The following is a 21,131-nucleotide window of genomic DNA, read 5'->3' as shown; positions in this document are numbered from 1 at the left end:
CGCCTCATGAGCGCTGCATCCTCAGCCCGTCGTCGTGTCTTCACGCGCGAGCAGGGTTCCTCCCTGCCTTGCCGGTGGCCCCGCTGCAAGGCGCGATACGGCTTCGTCCAGCGTGACGCGGTGAATCGGCGTGCCTGTGGGAAAGGCGCTGAGCAGACGGCTGGGGAACGCAGGGGAGAGAACCACGAAGTGCCCGCTGTCTTCTCGCGAGCGAATCAGCCGCCCGAAGGCCTGCGCCAGCCGCGCGCGGATGATCCGGTCGTCATAGGCACTGCCGCCGCCCGCCTCGTCCGCGAAGGCGGCGCGGCGCGCGCGGTGCAGGATCGTTGGCCGCGGCCAGGGCACGGCCTCCAGCACCACGCTGCGCAAGCTGTCGCCCGGCACGTCGATCCCGTCGCGCAGGGCATCGGTGCCGAGCAGGCTGGCGCGCGGATCGTCGCCGAAAATATCGGTCAGCGTGCCGGTGTCGATCGGGTCGACGTGCTGCGCGTAGAGCGGCAGGTTGCCGCGCGCGAGCCGGTCGGCAATCCGCGCATGGACCGCGCGCAGCCGCTTGATCGCGGTGAACAGACCCAGGGTTCCACCGCCCGCCGCCTCGATCAGGCGGGCGTAGGCTCCGGCAAGGCCCGCAATGTCGCCGCGCTTGATGTCGGTGACGATCAGCACCTCTGCCTTGCTCGCGTAGTCGAACGGGCTCGGCTGGCTGGCGAGCTGCGGGGTCAACCCGATATGCTCCGCCCCGCTCGATGCGATCGCGCGCGCCCAGTCGGGCTCACCCTCGGGGTCACGGTCGGCCAGGGTCGCGCTGGTCAGCATCACGCCATGCGCGGGCTCCAGCACGATCTTGGCGAAGGGTTTCATCGGATCGAGCCAGCGGCGATGCAGTCCGATGTCGTATTCGCGCGCCTCGAACCGGTCGACCGCCAGCCAGTCGACGAAATCGGGGTCGGTCGGCCCTCCGATCCTGCCGAGCAAGGCCTCCCACGCGGCAATCAGATCGACCCGCCAGGCGAGCGAGTGCCGCGCGCCTTCGATGCGTGCCCGCCCTTGCCCGTCGAGCCAATCGGGCGCGTCTTCCAGCACCGCCTCCAACCGCTGGCCGAGTTTGAGCAGCGGTTTGCGGATATCGGCCAGCGCGCCCTGCGCCTCTTGCGCGGCATCGACCAGCGGCCCGGGAGGATCGGCGATTTCGGTCTCGATCCCGTAGCCCGCTTCGGAGCCGCCGCTTTCATCGCGGGCGAACACGGTTGCGCGGACCTGCGCGAGCAGTTCTTCCAGCGGGCCGGAGGGTGCCCCCTCGCCGATCCGCCCCAGCCAGCCCTCGGCGGGCAGCGCCTGCGCCGCCTCGATCGCGGCTTCCACCGCCTCGCCGCCAGCATCGTCGTAGGAGGCGATGTCGGCCAGCCGCGCGGCGAGCCCGCGTCTGCGCCCGCGCGTGTTGCGTTCCGGGCCGATGATCCACCGGCGCAGCTCGATCGCTTCCTGCCCGCTCAGCGCGGCGGCGAAGGTGCTGTCGGCGGCATCGAACACGTGATGGCCTTCGTCGAAGATCAGCCGCGTGGGTGGCTGGCCATGATGGCGCCCGCGCGCGGCATTGATCATCACCAGCGCGTGGTTGGCGATCACGAGGTCCGCCTGAGCACTCGTCCGCGCCGCGCGTTCGATGAAGCACTTCCGGTAATGCGGGCACCCGGCATAGACGCACTCGCCGCGCTGGTCGGTCAGCGCGGTGATCCCGCGCCGGGGGAACAGGGTGCCCAGCCAGCCGGGCAGGTCGCCGCCGATCATGTCGCCATCGCGCGAATATTGCGCCCAGCGCGCGACCAGCTGGGCGAGCACCGCGCCCCGGCCCGCAAACCCGCCCTGCATCGCGTCTTCGAGGTTGAGCAGGCACAGGTAATTCTCGCGCCCCTTGCGCACGACCACCGGCGCGCTGCCATCGGCGCGCTTTTCGGGCCACGCGCGGCGACTCTCGCGCCGCAGCTGGCGCTGGAGGTTCTTGGTGTAGGTGCTGACCCAGAGCGTGCCCCGCGCGCGCTCGGCCCACACGCTTGCAGGCGAGAGATAGCCGAGCGTCTTGCCGATCCCGGTGCCCGCCTGTGCCAGCAGCAGATGCGGCTTGCCCCGCCCCTCACGGGGGGCGAAGATGCGGGCGACATCGCCTGAATAGGCGCGCTGCCCCTCGCGCTTCTCCGCGCCTTCGCCGGTCAGCCGGGCAAGCTGAGCCTGCACCTCTTCCTCGCCGATCGAGACCTGCGCGGGCTGCGGACGCTCGGGCGCATCTTCCCACTCGGGCAGGGTTGCGAACAGCCAGCGCTCGGCCCGTTCGGGTCGCTCCACGAAGGGCCCGAGCACCTGCGCCCACGGCCAGCGCGCACGGGCGAGCGATTGCAGCGTGCTCCATGCACCATGCCGCTCCGCCCAGTCATCCCGCCCACAAACCGCCAGCATCGCGGCGAGCGCGCGCTGGAGGAAGGCAGGCGTTGCGCCCTCGTCCTCGGGCGGGTCGATCCCCAGCGTCGCAGCCAGCCCCTTGGGCGTCGGCACGCAGAACCGCGCAGGATGGAGGAAGGCGTACAGCTCCAGCAGGTCGAGGCCGGAAAGATCGGGATAGCCCAGCCGCGCGGCGACCAGCGGCGCGTTGAGCAGCAGCACGGGCGTATCGGCGCAGGCGTTGATCGCCTGCCCCTTGCCGATCTCCTGCGTGGTGCCATCGGGCGCGGCCAGCCACAGCCCGGCATGGCTGGCGTGAAGCGCGGGCAGAGCAGGCGGTTCGGGGGTCGGCGCGGCCATCGCAGTCCAGTTTCGGGTCCGTGGAACGAAAAGTAAACAGTTGCGCGGGCGTCATCCCGGCGAAAACCGGGATCGCTCACGACAAAAGTGCCGAAACTCAGGCCCCTGCGTTACCGACCACGAAGCACGCCGCCGCGAACAGGAATCCGGCCCAGCGGTTGGCGCGGAAACGGTGCAGCGGGTTGCCCGGGTCTTTCTCGTCCAGCGTCACAACCTGCCAGCCAAGGTGCCATGCAACCGGCAGCAGCGTGAGCCACGCGACCGGGTCCGCACGCACCAACCAGAAGCCGAGCGCCCACAGCGCAACCGCCAGCGCGTAACATGCCGCCACGCCCTGTTTTACCTTGCCGCCCATGCGCAACGCGCTCGACCGGATGCCGACCAGCGCGTCGTCTTCCTTGTCCTGCACCGCGTAGATCGTGTCGTAGCCGACCGTCCATGCAACGCAGCCCAGATAGACCGCGATCGCCACGCCCCAGTTCGTGTCGGCCAGAGTCGCCCAGCCGACCAGCAGGCCCCAGTTGAAGGTGAGGCCCAGCCACGCCTGCGGCCACCAGGTGATCCGCTTCATGAAAGGATAGGCGGCGACCAGCAGCAGGCTCGCCAGCGCGATGATCTGGGCCTGCAGCGGCAGTTGCAGCAGCACGATCAGGCCGACGAAGCTGAGCACCGCGAGCCAGATCCACGCGGTCCGCTTGCTCACCCGACCGCTGGCGATCGGGCGACTGGCGGTGCGTGCCACTTGCCGGTCCAGTTCGGCATCGGTGATGTCGTTATAGACGCAGCCCGCGCCGCGCATCGCGATCGCGCCGGCGAGAAACCACAGCAGGAGGCCGAACTGCCAGCCGGTGCCACTGAGCCACACGCCGAAGACGCAGGGCCAGAACAGCAGCCACCAGCCGATCGGGCGGTCGAACCGGGCCAGCTGGGCAAGATCGCGGGGGAGCTGCGGCAGCCGCTCGATCAGCCCCCTGTGCTCGCTGTCGGGGACGATCGTTTCTACGGAGTCGCTGGTGCTCATGGACTTGCTCCCTAGCGCGCCGCGTGGCACCTGCCCAGCCATGCCCGCCACCCCCGCCTGGCCCCCGAAAAGCGCCCCGCGCCTGTTCGTCGAGGACGAGCTTGGCGAAGGCCGCACCATCGCTCTCTATGGCAATCGCGCGCATTATCTGGGCAAGGTCATGCGCGTGTCCGAAGGCGACACGGTCATCCTGTGCGACGACCTCACCGGCGAATGGGCCGCCCGAGTCGGGCAGGTGGACAAGCGGCGAGTCGATGTGACCGTGGTCGAGCGCTTGCGCGAGCGTGAGGCGGTGCCCGACCTGTGGCTGTGCCCCGCCCTGCTCAAGAAAGACCGTTTCGACCTGGTGCTGGAAAAGGCGACCGAGCTGGGCGTCGCGGCGATCCGCCCGGTCGTCACCCGCCGCTGCGTCGCCGACAAGCTCAATCCCGAACGCGCGGCGACCATCGTCACCGAGGCGGCGGAGCAATGTGCGCGCACCGCGCTGCCGCAGGTGGCCGGGCCGGTGAAGCTGGACGCGCTGCTGGCAGATTGGCCCGCAGAGCGCGCGCTGTTCTTCGCGGATGAGGAAGGGGGCGAGGATGCGGCCAGCGCATTCGCCCGCCACGGTGCCCCTGCCGCAATTCTCACCGGCCCCGAAGGCGGCTTCGACGATGCCGAACGCGCGGCGATCCGCGCCCTGCCCCAGGCGATCCCGATCACGCTTGGCCCGCGTATCCTGCGCGGCGAGACCGCGACCATTGCCGCGATCTCGATCTGGATGGCGCAGGCGGGCGACTGGTCTCCTGTGTCAGGAGGCGAAGAATAATTTCCTTCCCTCGCGAGAACCAGTTTTCTAACGCCACCCGATGAGCACACGCAACGCATCGAACGAAGACGAACCCGTCATCGAAAACCGCGACCAGCTGGTCGCTCCGATGCAAGCGGGTGAGAAGCCCAAATCCGCCTGGCGGATCGGGACCGAGCACGAAAAGCTGGTCTACAAGCGCGACGACTTTCACGCGCCAAGCTATGACGAACCCGGCGGCATCCGCGATATCCTGCTGAGTTTGCAGGATTTCGGCTGGAAGCCGGTGGAAGAAGGCGGCAAGGTGATCGCGATGAGCGGCGATGACGGCACGGTCAGCCTCGAACCGGCAGGCCAGCTCGAACTCTCGGGCGCGCCGCTCGAAAACCTGCACGAGACCTGCAACGAGGCGGGTCGGCACCTCAGCCAGGTGAAGGAAATCGGCGAACGCTGCGGAGTCGGTTTCCTCGGCCTGGGCATGTGGCCCGACAAGACCCGCGAAGACCTGCCGATGATGCCCAAGGGGCGCTACGACATCATGGCGCGGCACATGCCGACGGTCGGCAATCTCGGGCTCGACATGATGCTGCGGACCTGCACCATCCAGGTCAATCTGGACTATTCCTCCGAAGCCGACATGGCGCAGAAATTCCGCGTCGGCCTCGCGCTGCAACCGCTCGCCACCGCGCTGTTCGCCAATTCGCCGTTCACCGAGGGCAAGCCCAACGGCTACCTGAGCTATCGCAGCCACATCTGGTCGGACACCGATCCGCATCGCACCGGGATGCTGCCCTTCGTGTTCGACGAGGATTTCGGGTACGAGCGCTATGTCGACTACATGCTCGACGTGCCGATGTACTTCGTCTTCCGCGACGGGAAATATCTCGACGCGGCGGGCCTCAGCTTCCGCGATTTTCTCGATGGCAAGCTGTCGATCCTGCCCGGCGAAAAGCCGACGGAAAGCGACTGGTGGGACCACCTCTCGACCGCCTTCCCCGAAGTGCGGCTCAAGAGCTTCCTTGAAATGCGCGGGGCCGATGGCGGGCCTTGGAGCCGGATCTGCGCGCTGCCCGCGCTATGGGTCGGCCTGCTATACGATCAGGGCGCGCTCGATGCAGCGTGGGATCTGGTCAAGGACTGGTCGATGGAAGAGCGCGAGGCGCTGCGCAACGCGGTGCCGAAGGAAGGGCTCGCCGCGAGCGTCCCCGGTGGGCGCACGCTGCAGGATCTGGGCAAGGACGTGCTCGAAATCGCCCGGTCGGGCCTCACCGCGCGTGCGCGGTTGAACACGGGCGGCGATAACGAGACCGGCTTCCTGCAGACGCTCGACGAAATCGTCGAAAGCGGTAAGTCGCCCGCGCAGCGGATGCTCGATCGCTATCACGGCGAATGGGGCGGCGATATTACGCGGGTTTACAAATACAGCTTCTAACCTGCGGCGTTCATTCCGCGGGATGGAGCGGCTGCTGGCTGCGCCCGCGCGAGATCGCATGGCCCAGCGCCCCGATGGCGACCGTGAGCGGGCCGTTGCGGCTCATCCACGCGTGGTATTCGCGATATTTGGCATCTTCGCGCAGCAGGTGCGCCTCTTCGGTGCGTGCGCGCCAGTAGTAGATGCCCGAGACGAGCGCGAGGCCGACGACGTTGCGCACCGCCTCCAGCAGGCCTCCGTTCGTGACGAGGAACGGCAGCGCCGCACTCCACCAGAACAGGTTCTTGGAGAGATAGGCCGGGTGGCGGGTGAAGCGGTAAGGCCCGTGGGTGATCACGCCGCGATAGGTCAGGTTCGAGAACCGCAGGCCGAAGACCACCGTCGCCCAGGCATACATGCCGGTCAGCACCACCAGCCAGCCGCCCCACAGCGCCATCAGCCACGGCTCACCCGCCAGCCAGTGCTGCCAGCCGGGAGCGTTGTTCTCGTAGGATAGCAGGCCGCCCGCGCCGGTGATGCCGTACACGAACGGAGGGTAACACAGCAGCGCGGCGATCCAGCCGGCGAGAAACGGGTTGCCGCTGCGGATATGCGTATCGAGCGGGCGCATCGTCATCACATAGCCGACCGTCCCGATCTGCACGTCGATCACGAACAGCAGCGAGATGACCGCCAGTGCCAGCGCACCGGGCCGGGTCGCCAGCTCGGCGGGGTTGGCGTTCACCACCTCGGCGAAACCGCCGGGCAGGATCGAGATCATGAACGCGCCGAAGAAGCCCTTGATGATCCACGCGCGCCAGTGACCGATGACCTTTTCGCGGTCCCACTGCTCGCGCGCGAGCAGGAAGGCCCCGAAATGCCAGGTGCCGTCGCGCGGGTCTTCCATCCGCCGGTCGATCCAGAAGATGTACGGCACCGACAGGATCAGCGCGGGAACTGCGGCGTAGGCCAGCACCTCCATCGCGAACAGATAATTGCCGTCCCAGTACCAGCGTCCGAGCCCGTAGAGCACGGCGATCACCGCCCAGGTCGCCCACAGGCCGGTCAGCTTGGTGAAGGAGATTGCCCGCGTACTGTGTGCCGGGCCCTGTTTGCCCAGCACCAGTCCGGTCGAAGGGCGGCGATGGACCTTGTCGACCAGGATCGACCACAGCACCATCGGCACACCACTGGCGAGCAGGCCGCACAGCGCCGCATAAGGACCGGCCAGCCGCGCATGGGGGCCGGGCAGGTCGAGCGCGGTCGAGATGTCAGGGAAGGCGCGGCAGAACGCGATCCAGCCGAGAAGCCCGGCAAGGCCGACAATACCTACGCCAGCGGAGACATCGCTGCGGGGCGGTTGTGAGCTGGAGGCGTCTTCGCGCATGACGCCGCCTTAGGCCCAAAAGGGTTAAATGCTCGGTAACGCGGCGGCTCGCAGGCCGCCGCGTCACTTCCCTTAGCGGAACGCGGTGATGGTACCGCTGTCGTCGAGCACGTAGAGCGTGTTGTTGGCGACGATCGGCGGCAGGGTGACGCCGGCCTTGAGCTCGGTCATCAGGTTGGCCGCGCCTTCGCCCACGCTCACCTGCCACAGCTCGCCGTTCGAATTGCCGACGTAGAGCATGTTGTTGGCGAGCACCGGACCGGTCCAGAAGATCGGGCCCTTGCGGTCTTCCTCATTGCGATAGCGGGCGAGCTGGGTGATCCAGCGGATCTTGCCGCTGCCCCGGGCAATCGCCAGCAGGCGCGCATCGCTGGTCAGCGTGAACAGCCACTCACCCGCCAGCGCCGGAGTCGAAATCCCGGCGAGGTTGAGTTCCCACACGCGCTGGCCGGTAACCAGTTCGTAGGCGGCCATGCGGCCACCCTGGCCCAGCGCATAGACGCGGCCGCCATCGATGATCGGATCGGCATCGATATCCGTCAGGCTGCCGACCTCGGTCGAGATGGAGGTGCGCGCCAGCGCATCGGCCCACAGCTCGCGCCCGTTTTCGTAACGATAGGCGACCAGTTCGCCCGAGCTGTAGCCCGCAACGATCGTGCCCTGCCCGGCTGCAGGCGACGCCACGCCGAACACGCCAGCCTGCGCGGTCGAGCCGGAGTTTTCCCATTCGACTGAGCCATCATCCTGGCTGAGCGCGATGATCCGGTTGTCCTGGGTCATCACCAGCACAAGGTTGAAGGCGAGCGTGGGCGAATCGCGCAGCGGCCCGGCGGGACTGGCGCTCCAGATTACGCTGCCGTCGGCGGCGTTCAGCGCGACCACCTGGCCGGTGCCGCTGGTCGCGAACAGGCGATTGCCCGCGACCGCGATGCCGCCTCCGAAGGCCGTGCCGCGCAGATCCGAGTCGATCTCCGGCCGGTATTCCCACTTGCGTGCACCAGTATCCGCATCGAACGCGTGCACAGTGCCCGCAGTATCGGTGACGTAGAGCGTACCGCCGGCAACGATCGGGGCGGCGCCCAGACGGCGCTTGTTGCTCGATCCCGGAATCTGCGCGCTCCACGCGCGGGTCGGGCTGGCACCCAGCGCGAGGTTGCCATAGCTCTTGCTCGGCGTGCCACTGGCCATCGCCCAGGTTTCGTTGACGCGTGCGGGAGGCAGCACCACTGAAACGCCGGAGATGCTGGGGTCGACCTTGGCACCGCTTTCAATGCGGGAGAGAACCGGCTCGCGGTTGCCCACGGTCGGGGTAACCTTCTTGTCTCCGCCGCCGAACAGACCGCCCGAACAGCCGGTGACGAACAGCGCCGCGAGAAGAAGCGGGGTGGCACCAATGGATCGCAAGGTCATCCTCCGAAATGTCGCCCCGCCTCGGGGGCCAAGTGTTAGGTGTGTGCGCCGTTTATTCCGGCTGTGCGCCTGTCGGCGGCGCACCGCCCGCGCCGGCGGGCCCGCGCAGACTTTTGATCAGTTCGTCGACATCGCCGACCGCATCCACACCCAGCACGCTGGCCATCTGGCGCGCGCGGCCGCGGATCGTGTCGGGCACGTCGTCATCCATGGCAATCTCGCCGAACAGCTTGCCGGCGCGTTCCTTATCGCCGCCTTCGAGATAGGCCATCGCAAGGATCTCGCCCGCGCTGCCGTAGTACGGCTGGTCCGGCTGGGCCAGCGGCGTCAGACGGCGGATCACCTCTGCAGGCTTCATCGAGTCATAGCCGGCGACGACCGCGCGCAGTTCTGCAAGATCGCGGATCGACTGGGGCACGTCCTCGTCGGCGGCGACCTGGCCGAACAGCTCTGCGGCTTCCTTCGCCCGGCCCTGCTCCAGCGCGATCCCCGCGCGCAGCATCTGCGCCTGCGTCTTGCCGCCGCCCCGGCCATCTTCGGCCAGCGGTGCCAGCGCCTCGTCGGCCTGATCCAGATTGCCCGCCTCGACCTGGTCGAGCGCGGTCACCAGCGTTTCGGATTCGGATTCGCGGTTGCCTTCGCTCTGCCCGCTGAAGAACAGCACCGCAGCGAAAGCGAGCAGCCCCAGCAGCACCACACCGATGATGTAGATGCCGTAACGGGTCCAGACATGGCGGTACTGGTCGGTGCGGACGGCATCGTCCACCTCGCGCAGCAACGCTTCGTCCTGTGCGGCCTGGGTTTTGGCCTTGCGGTCGCCCGCCTTTGCGCTGTCGCGATTGGGTAACAGGGCCACGCCTGGGGGACTTTCCTTAAAACTGCCGGGAACGGGGCGGTTCTTTAAACCATGACGCCGTCAATTCAATAGCCACCGGTTGAACAGCAGCGCGGGTGAATGGGCGCTGAAAGCACGCCCGGCTGCCGGTCAGCGGATCACTCCGCCGCCCAGTGCGCTGTCGTAAAGCCGGCGGTAGGCCGCAACCATGTCCGCCGCGTCGAAGTGCTTGCGCGCCTTCGCCCGGTTGGCTTCCCCGATCTGCGCCCGCAGATCCGGGTCGGTGGCCAGCACCTGCAACGCCTCGCCCAGCGCAGCCTCGTCGTTCGGGCGCACGATGAAGCGCGCATTTTCCTGCGCCACCATCGCCGCGATATCCCCCACGGCGGGCGCGGTAACTGGCAGCGCGGCAGCCATCGCCTCGACCACCGAGAGCGGGAACTGTTCGGACCGGGAAGACAGTGCGAAGATGTCGAACAGTCCGATATAGCTTGCCGGGTTGGCGACGAAGCCGGGCAGATGGACGCGATGGGCGATCCCCGCCGCTTCCGCAGCATCGCGGATCGCGTCACGCTGCGGCCCTTCGCCAACAATCACCAGCTGCCAGTCCTCGGGCAAGTGGGCGACCGCACGGACCAGAGCGGTGAGATTTTTCACAGGGCGCAGGCCTGCCAGCGCGCCGATCCACTGCTCTCCCTCGTGCTTGATCACCCCGCGCAGCGCATCGGGCGGCGGACTGGCGGAGAATTTCGCAGTGTCGATCCCGTTCGGGATGTGCTTCACGCGGCCGATCGGCTGCTGCCAGGCATGCAGCGCGATCCCCTCCAGCACCTCGGACGGGACGACCAGCCCGCTAGTCTTGCCCAGCGCGATCCGCCGATACCAGTTGCGGCTGGTTTTCAGCCGCTCCTGCTCATCCTCGTTGAAGCCATCCTCGTGATGGATAAGCGGTGGCAGACCCATCGCATCGGTGAACAGCGTATGCGCCATCACCGCGTCCATCGCGCCCCAGTTGTAGGTCAGCACCAGATCGTATGGCTGCATCGCGCGGGCGAGTTTCTGGAGCCGCCGCGGCATGGGTTTTCCCTGCAAGGAGGGGAAATCGCGCGGATAGCGGACCTCAGGCCCCTGCTCGATATGCTCTGCGGCACCGTACTGGCCCGGATCGGCAGAGACGATTGCATGGCGCAGCGATTCGCCGAAGGCGTTGATCAGCTGCACGCTGCGCAGCTCCTTGCCCCCGGCCGCGAAGGTGGAGTGGAGATGGAGGACGCGCGGTGCCCCTTCGCGCGCGGAGCCCGCCATCAGACGGTTTCCCGGGTGCGGACCTTCGCCAGCAGCGCGTCGATCGCGGCGACCGCCTCCGGCTCGTCGAGCATCGGCGCGTGCCCGGTATCGGGCACCAGAACGACCTCCATCCCCGGGTTGCGGACCTTCATCTGCCGCACGGTTTCTTCCGACAACAGATTGGACAGAGCACCGCGCACCAGCAGCAGCGGTATGTTGCCGAGCGATTCGAACGCCAGCCACAGGTTGGCAGGCGGGGCACCGCCGCTGTCCGGCGTCTCGCGGAAGGCATCGCCCAGCGCCATGTCGTAGTCGAAGCTGATCCGCCCGTTCTGCCCCAGCACCATCACGCGCTTGGCCGCCAGCAGCCAATCGTCCAGTTGGTAGGTCGGGTGCGCGTCCTCGTGCGTTTCCTGAAGGGCGCGCGCGGCGTGCATCCAGGTCGGGAAGCTGCGCCCCTGGCCCACGTAGCTGCGAATCTTGTCGAGCCCGGCCTCGTCGATCTCGGGGCCGACATCATTGAGCACTGCACCCGCGAGCCGATCGGGAGCGCGGTTGGCCAGCAGCATCGTCATCAGTCCGCCCAGCGAAGTGCCGATCGCGACGAAGCGGTCGATGCCCAGCTCGGCAAGCAGCGCCTCGACATCCTCGACATAGTTGAGCGGGGTATAGGTCGCCGCGTCTTCGGCATAATCGCTCTGCCCGCGGCCGCGCATTTCGGGCACGATCACGCGCCATTCGGGCGAAAGCCGCTCTGCCAGATCGGCGAAATCGCGCGAATTGCGGGTGAGCCCGTGCATGCAGATAATCGGCGGACGCCCGTCTTCGCCCCCCGGATAGTCGCGGTAATAGAGCTTGAGGCCGTCTGAACTGCGCCAAAAGCCATCGGTAAAGCGCTGATCCATGGGCATCTTTCAAACGTGATCTGGACGGGTCGGTTGCGCGGGAGCCCGCGCGGCCCCACTATTGCCGCGATGGTCGAAATTCCGCAACAGCACCGCGACACCGGCTCCCCGCCGATCCTCGATCTGGCCGACTGGATCGCCGATCCGGTGGAGGCCGCCGACTTCCCGCGCACGACGCTGCGCTGGCGTAACGACCGGGCGGCGGGCGATATCGGCCTCGCCGATCTGTCGGACGACGAATGGCTGGCCCATTTTGGTCGCTTCCAATCTCTCACCGGCAATCTGCCGCAGCCGCTCGCGCTGCGATACCACGGGCATCAGTTCCGGGTGTATAATCCGGAACTGGGCGACGGGCGCGGTTTCCTGTTCGCCCAGCTGCGCGATCAGCGTGGCCGCCTGATGGATCTGGGCACCAAGGGTTCAGGCCAGACGCCCTGGAGCCGGGCGGGCGACGGGCGGCTGACGCTTAAGGGGGCGGTGCGTGAACTGCTTGCAACCGAGATGCTTCAGGCACTTGGCGTCGACACCTCCAAGACATTCTCGATCGTGGAGACGGGCGAACAGCTGGTTCGCGGCGACGAACCCTCGCCCACCCGCTCAGCCGTGCTCACCCGGCTCAGCCACGGCCACATCCGGATAGGCACCTTCCAGCGGCTGCTCTCGCACGACGAGCCGGAGCATATGCGCCAGCTGGTCGATTACTGCCTGACCCAGTTCCCCGGCCCGCCCCCGCCAGAGGATGCCCCCGACCGCGACGATCCGGCAGTGCGCCTGCTGAACCAGGTGGTCGACCGGATGGCCGATCTCGCCGCGAGCTGGATGGTCGCAGGCTTCGTGCACGGCGTGCTCAACACCGACAACATGAACATCTCGGGCGAAAGTTTCGATTATGGTCCGTGGCGCTGGCTGCCGAAGTGGGAGCCAGGATTCACCGCCGCCTATTTCGATCACGCGGGGCTTTATGCCTTCGGACGCCAGCCAGAGTCGCTCGGGTGGAATTGTGCACAGCTTGCCACTGCCTTGCGGCTCGTTGCCCCGTCCGAAGGCCTTATTGCCGCGCTTGAGCGCTTCGGTGCGCTCTATCCCGCCCACCTGCGACGCCGCTGGCTGTGGCGGCTCGGCGTCGCCCCGCTGGACGAGGCGCGCGACGCAGCGCTGATCACGGGCTGCGAGCGACACATGCGCGAAACCGGGCAATCGCCCGACGCATTCTTCTACGCCCATCGCGGCGGACGGGCGACAAGCGCGGAACTTCAGGCGCTGTTCGCCGATTATGAGGCGACCGGCCTAGACCACGACTACTGGCACGACGGCGCGCCGCAGAGCATGCTGTACGACGAGGTTGAAGCGATCTGGTCCGCAATCGACCGCGACGACGACTGGCAGCCGTTGCTGGACAAGGTCGCTGCGGTCCGCAGGATGGGGCAGGCGCACGACACCCCGCCGGTTCCCGCCTCGCGCGGAACAGGTGACGAAAGCGAAAAGGCACGCTAATGCGCGCCGCTAGGCCAGAATGCGGCAGCATAACTGCCGAGACGAGGAACTGAGGAACTGCCCGGAGTGCCACTTTCCGAGATTGTGTCTTTCGAACCCGCCACCGGGCGGGAACTCTTCCGCTCGTCCATCGGCGATGTCGATGAAGCGGTGGCCCGCGCGCGCGAGGCGTTTCCCGGCTGGGCGTCGCGCCCGGTCGCCAACCGGATGGAACTGGTCCGCCGCTTCGCCAACGAAGTGCTCGCCGCGACCGACGAATTCGCAGAGCTGATCGCTCGCGAAACCGGCAAGCCGCTGTGGGAAGCCAAGACCGAGGTCGAAGCGGTCATCGGCAAGGTTGAGATTTCGATCAATTCCTATCTCGAACGCACCGGCCAGAAGAAGCTCGACAGCGCGCTGGGCGGCAGTTCCGCCGTGCGTCACAAGCCGCACGGCATCATGGCCGTGCTCGGCCCCTACAATTTCCCCGCGCACCTGCCCAACGGTCACATCGTCCCTGCATTGATCGCGGGCAACACGGTGGTCTTCAAGCCGAGCGAGAAGACCCCGGCAGTAGGCGCACTGCTGGTCGAATGCTTCCACCGCGCCGGGATCGACAAGCATGTCGTCCAGGCGCTGATCGGCGGGCCGGACGAAGGCAAGGCTCTGGTTGCGCATCCCGAAGTCGACGGCGTGCTGTTCACCGGCAGCGCGCAGGCGGGGATCGCGATCAACCGCAAATGCGCGACCAATCCCGGCAAGATCCTGGCGCTTGAAATGGGTGGCAACAACCCGATCGTCGTCATGAAGACACCCAAGGTGGAGGATGCGGCGCTGCTGATCGCCCGCTCCGCCTTCACCACCGCAGGCCAGCGCTGCACCGCAGCGCGGCGACTGATCGTGACCGAAGACATGTATGATGCGACGGTTCAGGCCGTGAAAGACCTGATCCCCAAAATCATCGTCGACGAGCCTTTTGCCGACCCCGCCCCCTTTATGGGCTGCGTGATCGACAACCAGGCAGCCGACCAGCTGGCGGAGAGCTTCCTCTATCTGCTTTCCAACGGCGGCAAGGCAATTCGCCACCTCAAGCGGCCGCAGGAGGACAAGCCCTTCGTCACGCCCGCGCTGATCGACACGACCGCGATGGAAGAGCGCCCCGATGTCGAGCTGTTCGGCCCGCTGCTGCAGGTGATCAAGGTGACCGATCTGGACGCTGCTATTGCCGAGGCGAACAACACGCGCTTCGGCCTGTCGGCCTCGCTGATCGGTGGTGCTCCGGAAGACTACAACCACTTCTGGGCCAATATCCGCGCCGGCATCGTCAACTGGAACCAGCCGACCAACGGCGCCTCCTCGAAGCAGCCCTTCGGCGGGCTCGGCCTGTCGGGGAATCATCGCCCGGCTGCCTATTACGCCGCGGATTACTGCGCCTACCCGGTCGCCAGCAGCGAGATCGGCCAGCCGCGCGCAAGCATGGGTGTTGGCTTCAAGACCGATTGAGCGGGCTGTCATAGTGAAAACGCCCCGACACTTTCGTGCCGAGGCGTTTTCCGCGACGCTGGTGGGACGCCGCGCCTTGGCCCTCCCGTGGAAGCGCCAAAGCTCGTAATTCCGGGCCGATTGGCAGGCGCACTATTTGGCCTCCCGAATCGGTATGCGTTCATAAATAGCGGCATTAAGCTGAACAACTAGCAACGCTTGTTCAGGCTTTCGTACAGGACTACGGCGCACGCGTGAGCGAGAACGAAGCACCCCGGCCTTCCGGCCTTCCGCAGGCGCTGGGCGCCTATGTCGTATGGGGCTTCATGCCCCTGTACCTGCTGCTGGTGAAGCAGGTGCCCGCGTTCGAGTTCGTCGGCTGGCGGATCGTCTGGACGCTGCCGGTCTGCCTTCTCATCGTCGCCTTCCGCGGCCAGTTCCCCGCCATCCGCGAGGCTCTGAGAGACGTGCGCGCGGTGCTGGTGCTGGGGGCGAGTGCACTCCTCATTGCGATCAACTGGCTCGTCTACGTCTGGGCGATCCAACAGGGTGAGGTCTATGCCGCCAGCCTTGGCTATTACATCAATCCGCTGGTCAACATCCTGCTCGGCACGCTGATCCTCAAGGAGAGGCTGAGCCGGGCGCAGTGGGTCGCGGTGGCGCTGGCTGCGGTCGGGATCGCGATCCTCGCCGCGGGTGCGCTTTCGACCCTGTGGATCAGCCTGACCCTCGCCTTCAGCTTCGCGACCTACGGCCTGCTGCGCAAGCAGGTGCCGGTCGGCGCGCTGCCCGGCCTCACCATCGAGAGCGCGATCCTGCTGATCCCAGCACTCGGCGTTGCCGCGTGGTACTGGGCGAGCCCGCAGGGCTCTTCCTTCGATAACAGCCTCGCGCTCTCCTTCTCGATCATGCTCGGCGGGCTGCTGACCGCCGTGCCGCTGCTGATGTTCGCGATCGCCGCGCGGCGGATGGACTACTCGGTGCTCGGCTTCGTGCAGTTCCTCGCGCCCAGCATCGTCTTCATCCTGGGCCTGACCGTGTTCGGCGAGGAGCTGCATCCGGCAGAGCTGTTCTGCTTCAGCTGCATCTGGCTCGCCGCGGCGATCTTCGTGTGGGACCTGCTGGCCAAGCGCCGCGCGGCGCGCAAGCCGGTCCCGACCGCCTAGCCCTCGGCAAGGCTCCACCCGATCGTCCGCCCGGCCATGAACGGCACGACCTGCGTGGCTGCCGCCGGAATGCTCTCGGGCACCGCCTGCTCGCGCCTTACCAGCGTCACCGTGCTCTCGTTCACCGCCAGCCCATAGAAGCGCGGCCCGTTGAGCGAGGCGAAGGCTTCGAACCGGTCCAGCGCGCCCTCTTCCTCGAACACCTGGAGATAGGCCTCCAGCGCGTGCGGCGCATTGTAGATCCCCGCGCAGCCACACGCGCTTTCCTTCGCATGCTGCTCGTGCGGCGCGCTGTCGGTGCCGAGGAAGACCCTGGACGAGCCGCCCGTCGCGAAGGCGCGCAGCGCGAGACGGTGCTCCTCGCGCTTGGCGACCGGCAGGCAATAGGCGTGCGGCCGCATCCCGCCGACCAGCATCGCATTGCGGTTGATGTGGAGGTGATGCGGAGTGATCGTCGCACCGACATTCTCGCCGGCGCCTTCCACGAAATCCACCGCATGGCGGCTGGTGATATGCTCGAACGCGATCTTCAGCTGCGGCAGGTCGCGGTGGAGCGGCGCGAGAATGCGGTCGATAAACACCGCCTCGCGGTCGAAGATGTCGATCTCGGCATCGGTCACCTCGCCATGGACGCACAGCACCATGCCCGCTTCGGCCATCGCCTCGAACACCGGGCGCAGCTTGCCGATATCGGTTACGCCATGCGCGGAGTTGGTGGTGGCATTGGCGGGGTAGAGCTTGGCTGCGGTGAACACGCCGTCGCGAAAGCCCCCGATCAGGTCCGCCGGATCGGTATCGTCGGTCAGGTAGGCGGTCATCAGCGGCGTGAAGTCCATGCCTTCAGGCACGGCCGCCATGATCCGGTCGCGATAGGCGCGCGCCAGCGCGGCGCTCGTCACCGGCGGGGTGAGATTGGGCATCACGATCGCGCGGGCGAACTGGCGCGCGGTGGCCGCAACCACGCTTTCCAGCATCGCGGCATCGCGCAGGTGCACATGCCAGTCGTCGGGGCGGCGGATCGTCAGCGTCTCGGTCATGCCCTGCCCCCTAGCCCAACAGACCCGCGCAGGGGAGCCCTGACACACCTGACACACAGTCCAAGGACCAAAAACTCTGCCCCCTCGCAGCCATGACAAACAGGCGGAAGGAGGAGGTGGGCACGCAGCGCATCGCGCAACCGATGTACGCGCCGCTTGGCTTGTAGGACAGCGCCGGGTGGCATGATGACACGCGGAGCCCTATCTCGTCAGACATGACAGCAACCCGCCTCCAGAACCGCGCCGTAATCCGCCTCAGCCCGACCGCAGCCGGGGAGGATGTCGCAGGCTTCCTGCAAGGCCTGCTGACCAACGACGTCACCGGAGAACTGCCCGCCTATGCCGCGCTGCTGAGCGCGCAGGGCAAGACCATGTTCGACATGATCGTGTGGCCGGGTCGCGCGGGCGAGCATGGGGCGACGATCCTGCTCGATTGCGAGGCGGATATGGCGGACGATCTGGTCAAGCGCCTCTCCCTCTACCGCCTGCGCCGCAAGATCGAGATCGCGCGTGACGAGAGCCTAGCCGTGCACTGGAGCGTGGAGGCGATCGATGCGCACCCGCCCGATCCCCGCCTCCCCGCGCTCGGCCATCGCTGGCTCGCCCCTGCCGACGACAGCGAGCCTGCCGATGCGGCATGGCTGGCCCACCGCCTCTCGCTCGGTGTGCCCGAGGGCCGCGCCGAACTGGGCGACATCCTGTGGCTGGAAACCAATGCAGTCGAGCTACACGGCGTCAGCTTTTCCAAGGGCTGCTATATCGGGCAGGAAAACACCGCGCGGATGAACTGGCGGCAGAAGGTTAACCGCCGGCTGGTTGTCGTCCCGCTCGACCGGTCGGAGGAGAAGCGGCGCAAGGCGGAGTATCCCGATCTCGGTCTGGCGGTCGATCATTTGCGGGTGGCGGATATAACCGCCGATCTCGCGCTTGGGTGGATGCGGCTGGAAGCAGCAGAATAGCGCGAAGGGGCTGGGATCGGGCCGTTTGTTTCAACTTTCCCGGGTAATGGAACCAACACACGCACCAGTTTCGATGCATCGGTCATTGGAAGCGCGTCTTTCCGACTGTCGGCCAACCATAAGCGGTTTGCGTTGCTCCGGCTTCCGAATGTGTGTGCTTTTGCGACGATCGGCTTCCCGGATCAAACGACTAAAACCCGACATTCCTCATTTCGGAATTGTTTGCGTATCGTCGTCAAGACCGAGTTCGCCCAACGCGAAATTGCCCGCCGTTAATTTCTGACCTGGCTTCATCAGCAGACAGCGACCGTAATACGCTGCGGGAGCGCTGTTCTTTTCCTCAAATGTGACAGCGGTTGCGATCGCATGACGGCAGGTTCCCGCATCGATGTTGGCGCGTGCTTCGGACGAGTATGTCGGAGCCTCGAAATCGTCGTAAACAAGTGGCAGCGGATTGCCGCTCCGCGAAGGGACCAGATAAAGAGTGCGGAAAGCATCGAGCCAACCCGTCAGCGCCATCGTTCTGTGCTCTTCTCCGGAAGAGCGATCTACGAACGCCCACTTGAGACCTTCGGGAGCAGAGGTCTCGAACGCCGCTACCAGCGTTTTCAGCCACGGGCCGGTTCGGTTTCCGACGCCCTCGTCGCCCATCGTGAAATATACGCGGCGGTTCGAGGCATCCTGTTTGGCCAGTTTGGCAGCAGCCTCGTCCACGATCCGCCCGCCATCCCACCAGACGCTGGGCGTCAACGCGATATAATCGTCAAACAATTCGGGCTTTTCCAAGAAAGTATCCATGACGAACAGGCCGCCCAAAGAGACCGATGTCAGAGCTTTGCGTCCAGTCCGATAACGTCCGGTCGCCCAGGGGATGATGTCGGTTTCGAGATAACGTCGAAACTGGTCGGCCCCGCCCGGCACCATACGATCGCCAAACGTATCGCTCAGGCGCTCCGGATCGAGCCGGGTCCATTCCGGCGTAAGCTGGCGATAGCGATCCTTCGTTTGCACACCGATCAGGATGAATGGCTCGAAGCTGGTCGAGAATTCGGCTTCGGCGGCGATACCGGATAGGAGTTCAAAATCTTGGTCCGGCCCGCCGTCGATCGAGAATACCACCGGATAGCGCCGCTGGGGCTCATCCGCATATCCCCTCGGCAGCCGCACGGTAATGATCTGCTCGTCGCCATAGACAGTCGAGACAATGCGGTGGACCGATCCGATGACGATCGGGGTTCCATCGGGATCGGAAAGTTGAGCGTGATCGCTTTCCGGTTGCGCCATTGCGGGGGAACCAAAGGCCATGCCAGCAAGCAGCAGATACGAGGATAAATGACTATTGAACACGTACCGCCCTCCCAGGAAATCGCATTCGCTCTAGCCTTTGGAGTCGTGCTCTCGCAACGAATGCGTTCAGGCAGAAGTGACAACCCATCCTTTGTCCGCAATGGAGTCGTTTGCCGAAGGGCCGGTTTTAGCAAAGTTCCGATGCGAAGCTGTCAGTCGGCTATCAGCGCATTCTCCGCCACCAAAGCGGAGTTTTTGCACGGATCGAGTGGCGTCGGCATGGTTTCAAACTGAGGCCGTGCCCGCCTCCTCCAGCGAATCGACCACGAACCGTTCGGCAATGTCGCGTGCGGTGTGGCTCGGCAGTCTGAGCGCGGATGACAGCGGCCCGCCGATCAGCGACTGGCCCAGCGCGAGCAGCACGACCGTCAGCGTGGATTCCAGCGCATCGCGATCCGTCGGTTGATCCGCGCCCAGCTCTTCCTTGCGCACGGTCTCGATCATCTGGTGAATCGCCCGGGTGAACGGTTCGAGCGCGTCTTCCTGCCCGGTCGCGAGCAGCCAGCTGACCAGCGCACCGCCGCCCTCGCCATCGAAGGCATCGAACGCCTGATCCACCACCATCCGCGGGCTCGCAGCGCCCGATCGACTGGCGCGGATCGTCGCCGCAATCCGGTCGCACACCGACTCCGCCAGATAGACGCCCAGCGCGTGCTGCAAGCCGGCGGCCGAGCCGAAATGATGCAGCAGATTGGCGTGCGTACGCCCGACCCGCGCGCCCACCGCCTTCAGCGTCACCGCCTGCGGGCCCGCCTCGATCAGCAGGTTGCGCGCGGCTTCGAGCGCTCCGGCGCGGGATTCTTCGGGACTCAGACGTCTGCGTGTAGCCATCGCAGCGTGGTAGTGCGCGGGCGCGGATGCGGCAAGGAACCTCCTACTGACATTATTGTTAATGCTACTGACATTGGTGTAAGTTATAATGCACCCGAACAACCGACTTTACGGAAATACGGAGTAGTCAGCATGACCGCCCATAACCAAACCCTTGCCAACCCCGCGATCACCATTCGCGACGAACGCTTCAACCGTGGCACCACGCCCAACCGCTGGTGGGCTGGCGAGCCTTTCGGCACCGCGTGGCATAACGCGCTGTCGGGCACCTTCCCGCGCGGGGAGGCCTTCTTCATCGAATCGGTAAAGGCCTTTCGCGAAGGGACCGATCCCAAGCTGGCGGCGGAGATCCGCGCTTTCGTGAAGCAGGAGATCAACCACACGCGCGAACATATCGCGTTCAACCGGCTCGCCGCAGATGCGGGTTACGACATGGAGATGATCGACCGGCGCACGAAGGAACTGCTCGATATGGCGGCGGACAAGCCCACGATCGCAAAGCTGGGCATCACCATGGCGCTGGAGCACTACACCGCGATGATGGCGCACGAGTTCCTCGCCAACCCGCAGCATTTCAAGGATTCGGACCCCGAGGTCCGCAAGATGTGGGAATGGCACGCGGTCGAGGAGATCGAGCACAAGGGCGTCGCCTACGACACCTGGAACCACGCAACGCAACAATGGACCGGCTTCCAGCGCTGGGCGCGGCGCAGCATCATCATGTTGGCAGTGACCAAGCGGTTCCTCAACAACCGCTGGAAGGACGCGATCGAACTGCTCGCGCAGGACGGGATCACCGGTGCGCGTGCCCATTGGGGGCTGGCGAAGTATCTGTTCGGCACGCCGGGCGTTCTGCGCCGCTGCTTCCCCGCATGGCTGGGCTATTTCAAACCCGGCTTTCACCCTTGGGATCACGACGATCGCGCGCTGATCGGCAAGTACGAAGGCGATTACGCGGACGCGCTGCTGCCCGCGTGAGGACGCCCCAAGGCGGCGGCCT

General features: G+C 66.2%; 17 protein-coding genes. 7 read left to right on the top strand and 10 right to left on the bottom strand.

Annotation, left to right across the window (positions count from 1 at the left end; all coding sequences use genetic code 11):
• Positions 1-21 precede the first annotated feature (21 nt).
• Both VO57_009170 and ubiA read right to left on the bottom strand, forming a co-directional pair.
• The gene (locus VO57_009170) at positions 22-2,793 is read right to left on the bottom strand and encodes an ATP-dependent DNA helicase (GenBank protein XBL68314.1); all 2,772 of its coding nucleotides are present in this window, start codon (positions 2,791-2,793) and stop codon (positions 22-24) included.
• 97 nt (positions 2,794-2,890) lie between these two features.
• Positions 2,891-3,814, bottom strand: coding sequence for a 4-hydroxybenzoate octaprenyltransferase (gene ubiA / locus VO57_009165; GenBank protein XBL68313.1), 924 nt, complete (start codon positions 3,812-3,814; stop codon positions 2,891-2,893).
• 40 nt (positions 3,815-3,854) lie between these two features.
• Between ubiA and VO57_009160 the strand changes: the two genes are divergently transcribed.
• Both VO57_009160 and VO57_009155 read left to right on the top strand, forming a co-directional pair.
• A complete protein-coding gene (locus VO57_009160) occupies positions 3,855-4,622 on the top strand; it encodes a 16S rRNA (uracil(1498)-N(3))-methyltransferase (protein XBL68312.1) in 768 nt (255 codons plus the stop codon).
• Positions 4,623-4,662: 40 nt separating this feature from the next.
• Positions 4,663-6,033, top strand: a complete 1,371-nt coding sequence (locus VO57_009155) for a glutamate--cysteine ligase (GenBank protein ID XBL68311.1) — start codon at positions 4,663-4,665, stop codon at positions 6,031-6,033.
• 10 nt (positions 6,034-6,043) lie between these two features.
• Here VO57_009155 and VO57_009150 read toward each other — a convergent pair whose 3' ends face one another.
• From VO57_009150 to VO57_009130, 5 genes are all read right to left on the bottom strand, one after another.
• Positions 6,044-7,399, bottom strand: coding sequence for an isoprenylcysteine carboxylmethyltransferase family protein (locus VO57_009150; GenBank protein XBL68310.1), 1,356 nt, complete (start codon positions 7,397-7,399; stop codon positions 6,044-6,046).
• A 72-nt stretch (positions 7,400-7,471) separates the two neighbouring features.
• A complete protein-coding gene (locus VO57_009145; protein ID XBL68309.1) occupies positions 7,472-8,809 on the bottom strand; it encodes a PQQ-binding-like beta-propeller repeat protein in 1,338 nt (445 codons plus the stop codon).
• Positions 8,810-8,861: 52 nt separating this feature from the next.
• On the bottom strand, positions 8,862-9,665 hold the full coding sequence (locus VO57_009140; protein ID XBL68308.1) for a tetratricopeptide repeat protein: 804 nt from the start codon (positions 9,663-9,665) through the stop codon (positions 8,862-8,864).
• 129 nt (positions 9,666-9,794) lie between these two features.
• A complete protein-coding gene (locus VO57_009135) occupies positions 9,795-10,949 on the bottom strand; it encodes a glycosyltransferase family 4 protein (protein ID XBL68307.1) in 1,155 nt (384 codons plus the stop codon).
• Positions 10,949-11,836 (bottom strand): alpha/beta hydrolase, encoded by an 888-nt coding sequence (locus tag VO57_009130; GenBank protein ID XBL68306.1) that lies wholly within the window; start codon positions 11,834-11,836, stop codon positions 10,949-10,951. Before VO57_009130 ends, VO57_009135 begins: the two co-directional genes overlap by 1 nt.
• Positions 11,837-11,905: 69 nt before the next feature.
• Here VO57_009130 and VO57_009125 point away from each other — a divergent pair, with 69 nt between their 5' ends.
• From VO57_009125 to rarD, 3 genes are all read left to right on the top strand, one after another.
• On the top strand, positions 11,906-13,330 hold the full coding sequence (locus tag VO57_009125) for a protein adenylyltransferase SelO family protein (GenBank protein XBL68305.1): 1,425 nt from the start codon (positions 11,906-11,908) through the stop codon (positions 13,328-13,330).
• An 81-nt stretch (positions 13,331-13,411) separates the two neighbouring features.
• On the top strand, positions 13,412-14,812 hold the full coding sequence (astD, locus tag VO57_009120) for a succinylglutamate-semialdehyde dehydrogenase (GenBank protein XBL71317.1): 1,401 nt from the start codon (positions 13,412-13,414) through the stop codon (positions 14,810-14,812).
• 305 nt (positions 14,813-15,117) lie between these two features.
• On the top strand, positions 15,118-15,957 hold the full coding sequence (gene rarD, locus VO57_009115; GenBank protein XBL71316.1) for an EamA family transporter RarD: 840 nt from the start codon (positions 15,118-15,120) through the stop codon (positions 15,955-15,957).
• On the opposite strand, the gene pyrC is transcribed toward rarD, so the two are convergent.
• Entirely contained in the window at positions 15,954-16,994 is a 1,041-nt protein-coding gene (pyrC, locus tag VO57_009110; protein XBL68304.1) for a dihydroorotase, read from the bottom strand. The two genes, rarD and pyrC, sit on opposite strands and share 4 nt — an antisense overlap.
• 215 nt (positions 16,995-17,209) lie before the next feature.
• On the opposite strand from pyrC, the gene VO57_009105 reads away from it, so the two are divergent.
• Positions 17,210-17,953: a folate-binding protein YgfZ gene (locus tag VO57_009105; protein XBL68303.1), complete on the top strand. Its 744-nt coding sequence runs from the start codon at positions 17,210-17,212 to the stop codon at positions 17,951-17,953.
• Positions 17,954-18,160: 207 nt separating this feature from the next.
• Here the strand turns inward: VO57_009105 and VO57_009100 are convergent, their stop codons facing one another.
• A complete protein-coding gene (locus VO57_009100) occupies positions 18,161-19,300 on the bottom strand; it encodes an alpha/beta hydrolase-fold protein (GenBank protein XBL68302.1) in 1,140 nt (379 codons plus the stop codon).
• Between the two features lie 225 nt (positions 19,301-19,525).
• The gene (locus VO57_009095; protein XBL68301.1) at positions 19,526-20,131 is read right to left on the bottom strand and encodes a helix-turn-helix domain-containing protein; all 606 of its coding nucleotides are present in this window, start codon (positions 20,129-20,131) and stop codon (positions 19,526-19,528) included.
• A gap of 132 nt (positions 20,132-20,263) precedes the next feature.
• Here VO57_009095 and VO57_009090 point away from each other — a divergent pair, with 132 nt between their 5' ends.
• Complete coding sequence (locus VO57_009090; protein ID XBL68300.1) at positions 20,264-21,109, top strand: metal-dependent hydrolase; 846 nt, start codon at positions 20,264-20,266, stop codon at positions 21,107-21,109.
• Positions 21,110-21,131 lie beyond the last annotated feature (22 nt).

This window comes from Citromicrobium bathyomarinum, assembly GCA_001306305.2.
Lineage (GTDB): Bacteria > Pseudomonadota > Alphaproteobacteria > Sphingomonadales > Sphingomonadaceae > Alteriqipengyuania > Alteriqipengyuania bathyomarina.
Note: the sequence above shows the minus strand (reverse complement) of the source record. Positions and strands in the feature narration are given on the sequence as shown.

Coding starts and splice junctions, on each gene's coding strand:
- VO57_009170 (XBL68314.1), bottom strand. CDS start 2,793: ATGGCCGCGCCGACCCCCGAACCGCCTGCTCTGCCCGCGCTTCACGCC.
- ubiA (XBL68313.1), bottom strand. CDS start 3,814: ATGAGCACCAGCGACTCCGTAGAAACGATCGTCCCCGACAGCGAGCAC.
- VO57_009160 (XBL68312.1), top strand. CDS start 3,855: ATGCCCGCCACCCCCGCCTGGCCCCCGAAAAGCGCCCCGCGCCTGTTC.
- VO57_009155 (XBL68311.1), top strand. CDS start 4,663: ATGAGCACACGCAACGCATCGAACGAAGACGAACCCGTCATCGAAAAC.
- VO57_009150 (XBL68310.1), bottom strand. CDS start 7,399: ATGCGCGAAGACGCCTCCAGCTCACAACCGCCCCGCAGCGATGTCTCC.
- VO57_009145 (XBL68309.1), bottom strand. CDS start 8,809: ATGACCTTGCGATCCATTGGTGCCACCCCGCTTCTTCTCGCGGCGCTG.
- VO57_009135 (XBL68307.1), bottom strand. CDS start 10,949: ATGGCGGGCTCCGCGCGCGAAGGGGCACCGCGCGTCCTCCATCTCCAC.
- VO57_009130 (XBL68306.1), bottom strand. CDS start 11,836: ATGGATCAGCGCTTTACCGATGGCTTTTGGCGCAGTTCAGACGGCCTC.
- VO57_009125 (XBL68305.1), top strand. CDS start 11,906: ATGGTCGAAATTCCGCAACAGCACCGCGACACCGGCTCCCCGCCGATC.
- rarD (XBL71316.1), top strand. CDS start 15,118: ATGCCCCTGTACCTGCTGCTGGTGAAGCAGGTGCCCGCGTTCGAGTTC.
- pyrC (XBL68304.1), bottom strand. CDS start 16,994: ATGACCGAGACGCTGACGATCCGCCGCCCCGACGACTGGCATGTGCAC.
- VO57_009105 (XBL68303.1), top strand. CDS start 17,210: ATGACAGCAACCCGCCTCCAGAACCGCGCCGTAATCCGCCTCAGCCCG.
- VO57_009095 (XBL68301.1), bottom strand. CDS start 20,131: ATGGCTACACGCAGACGTCTGAGTCCCGAAGAATCCCGCGCCGGAGCG.
- VO57_009090 (XBL68300.1), top strand. CDS start 20,264: ATGACCGCCCATAACCAAACCCTTGCCAACCCCGCGATCACCATTCGC.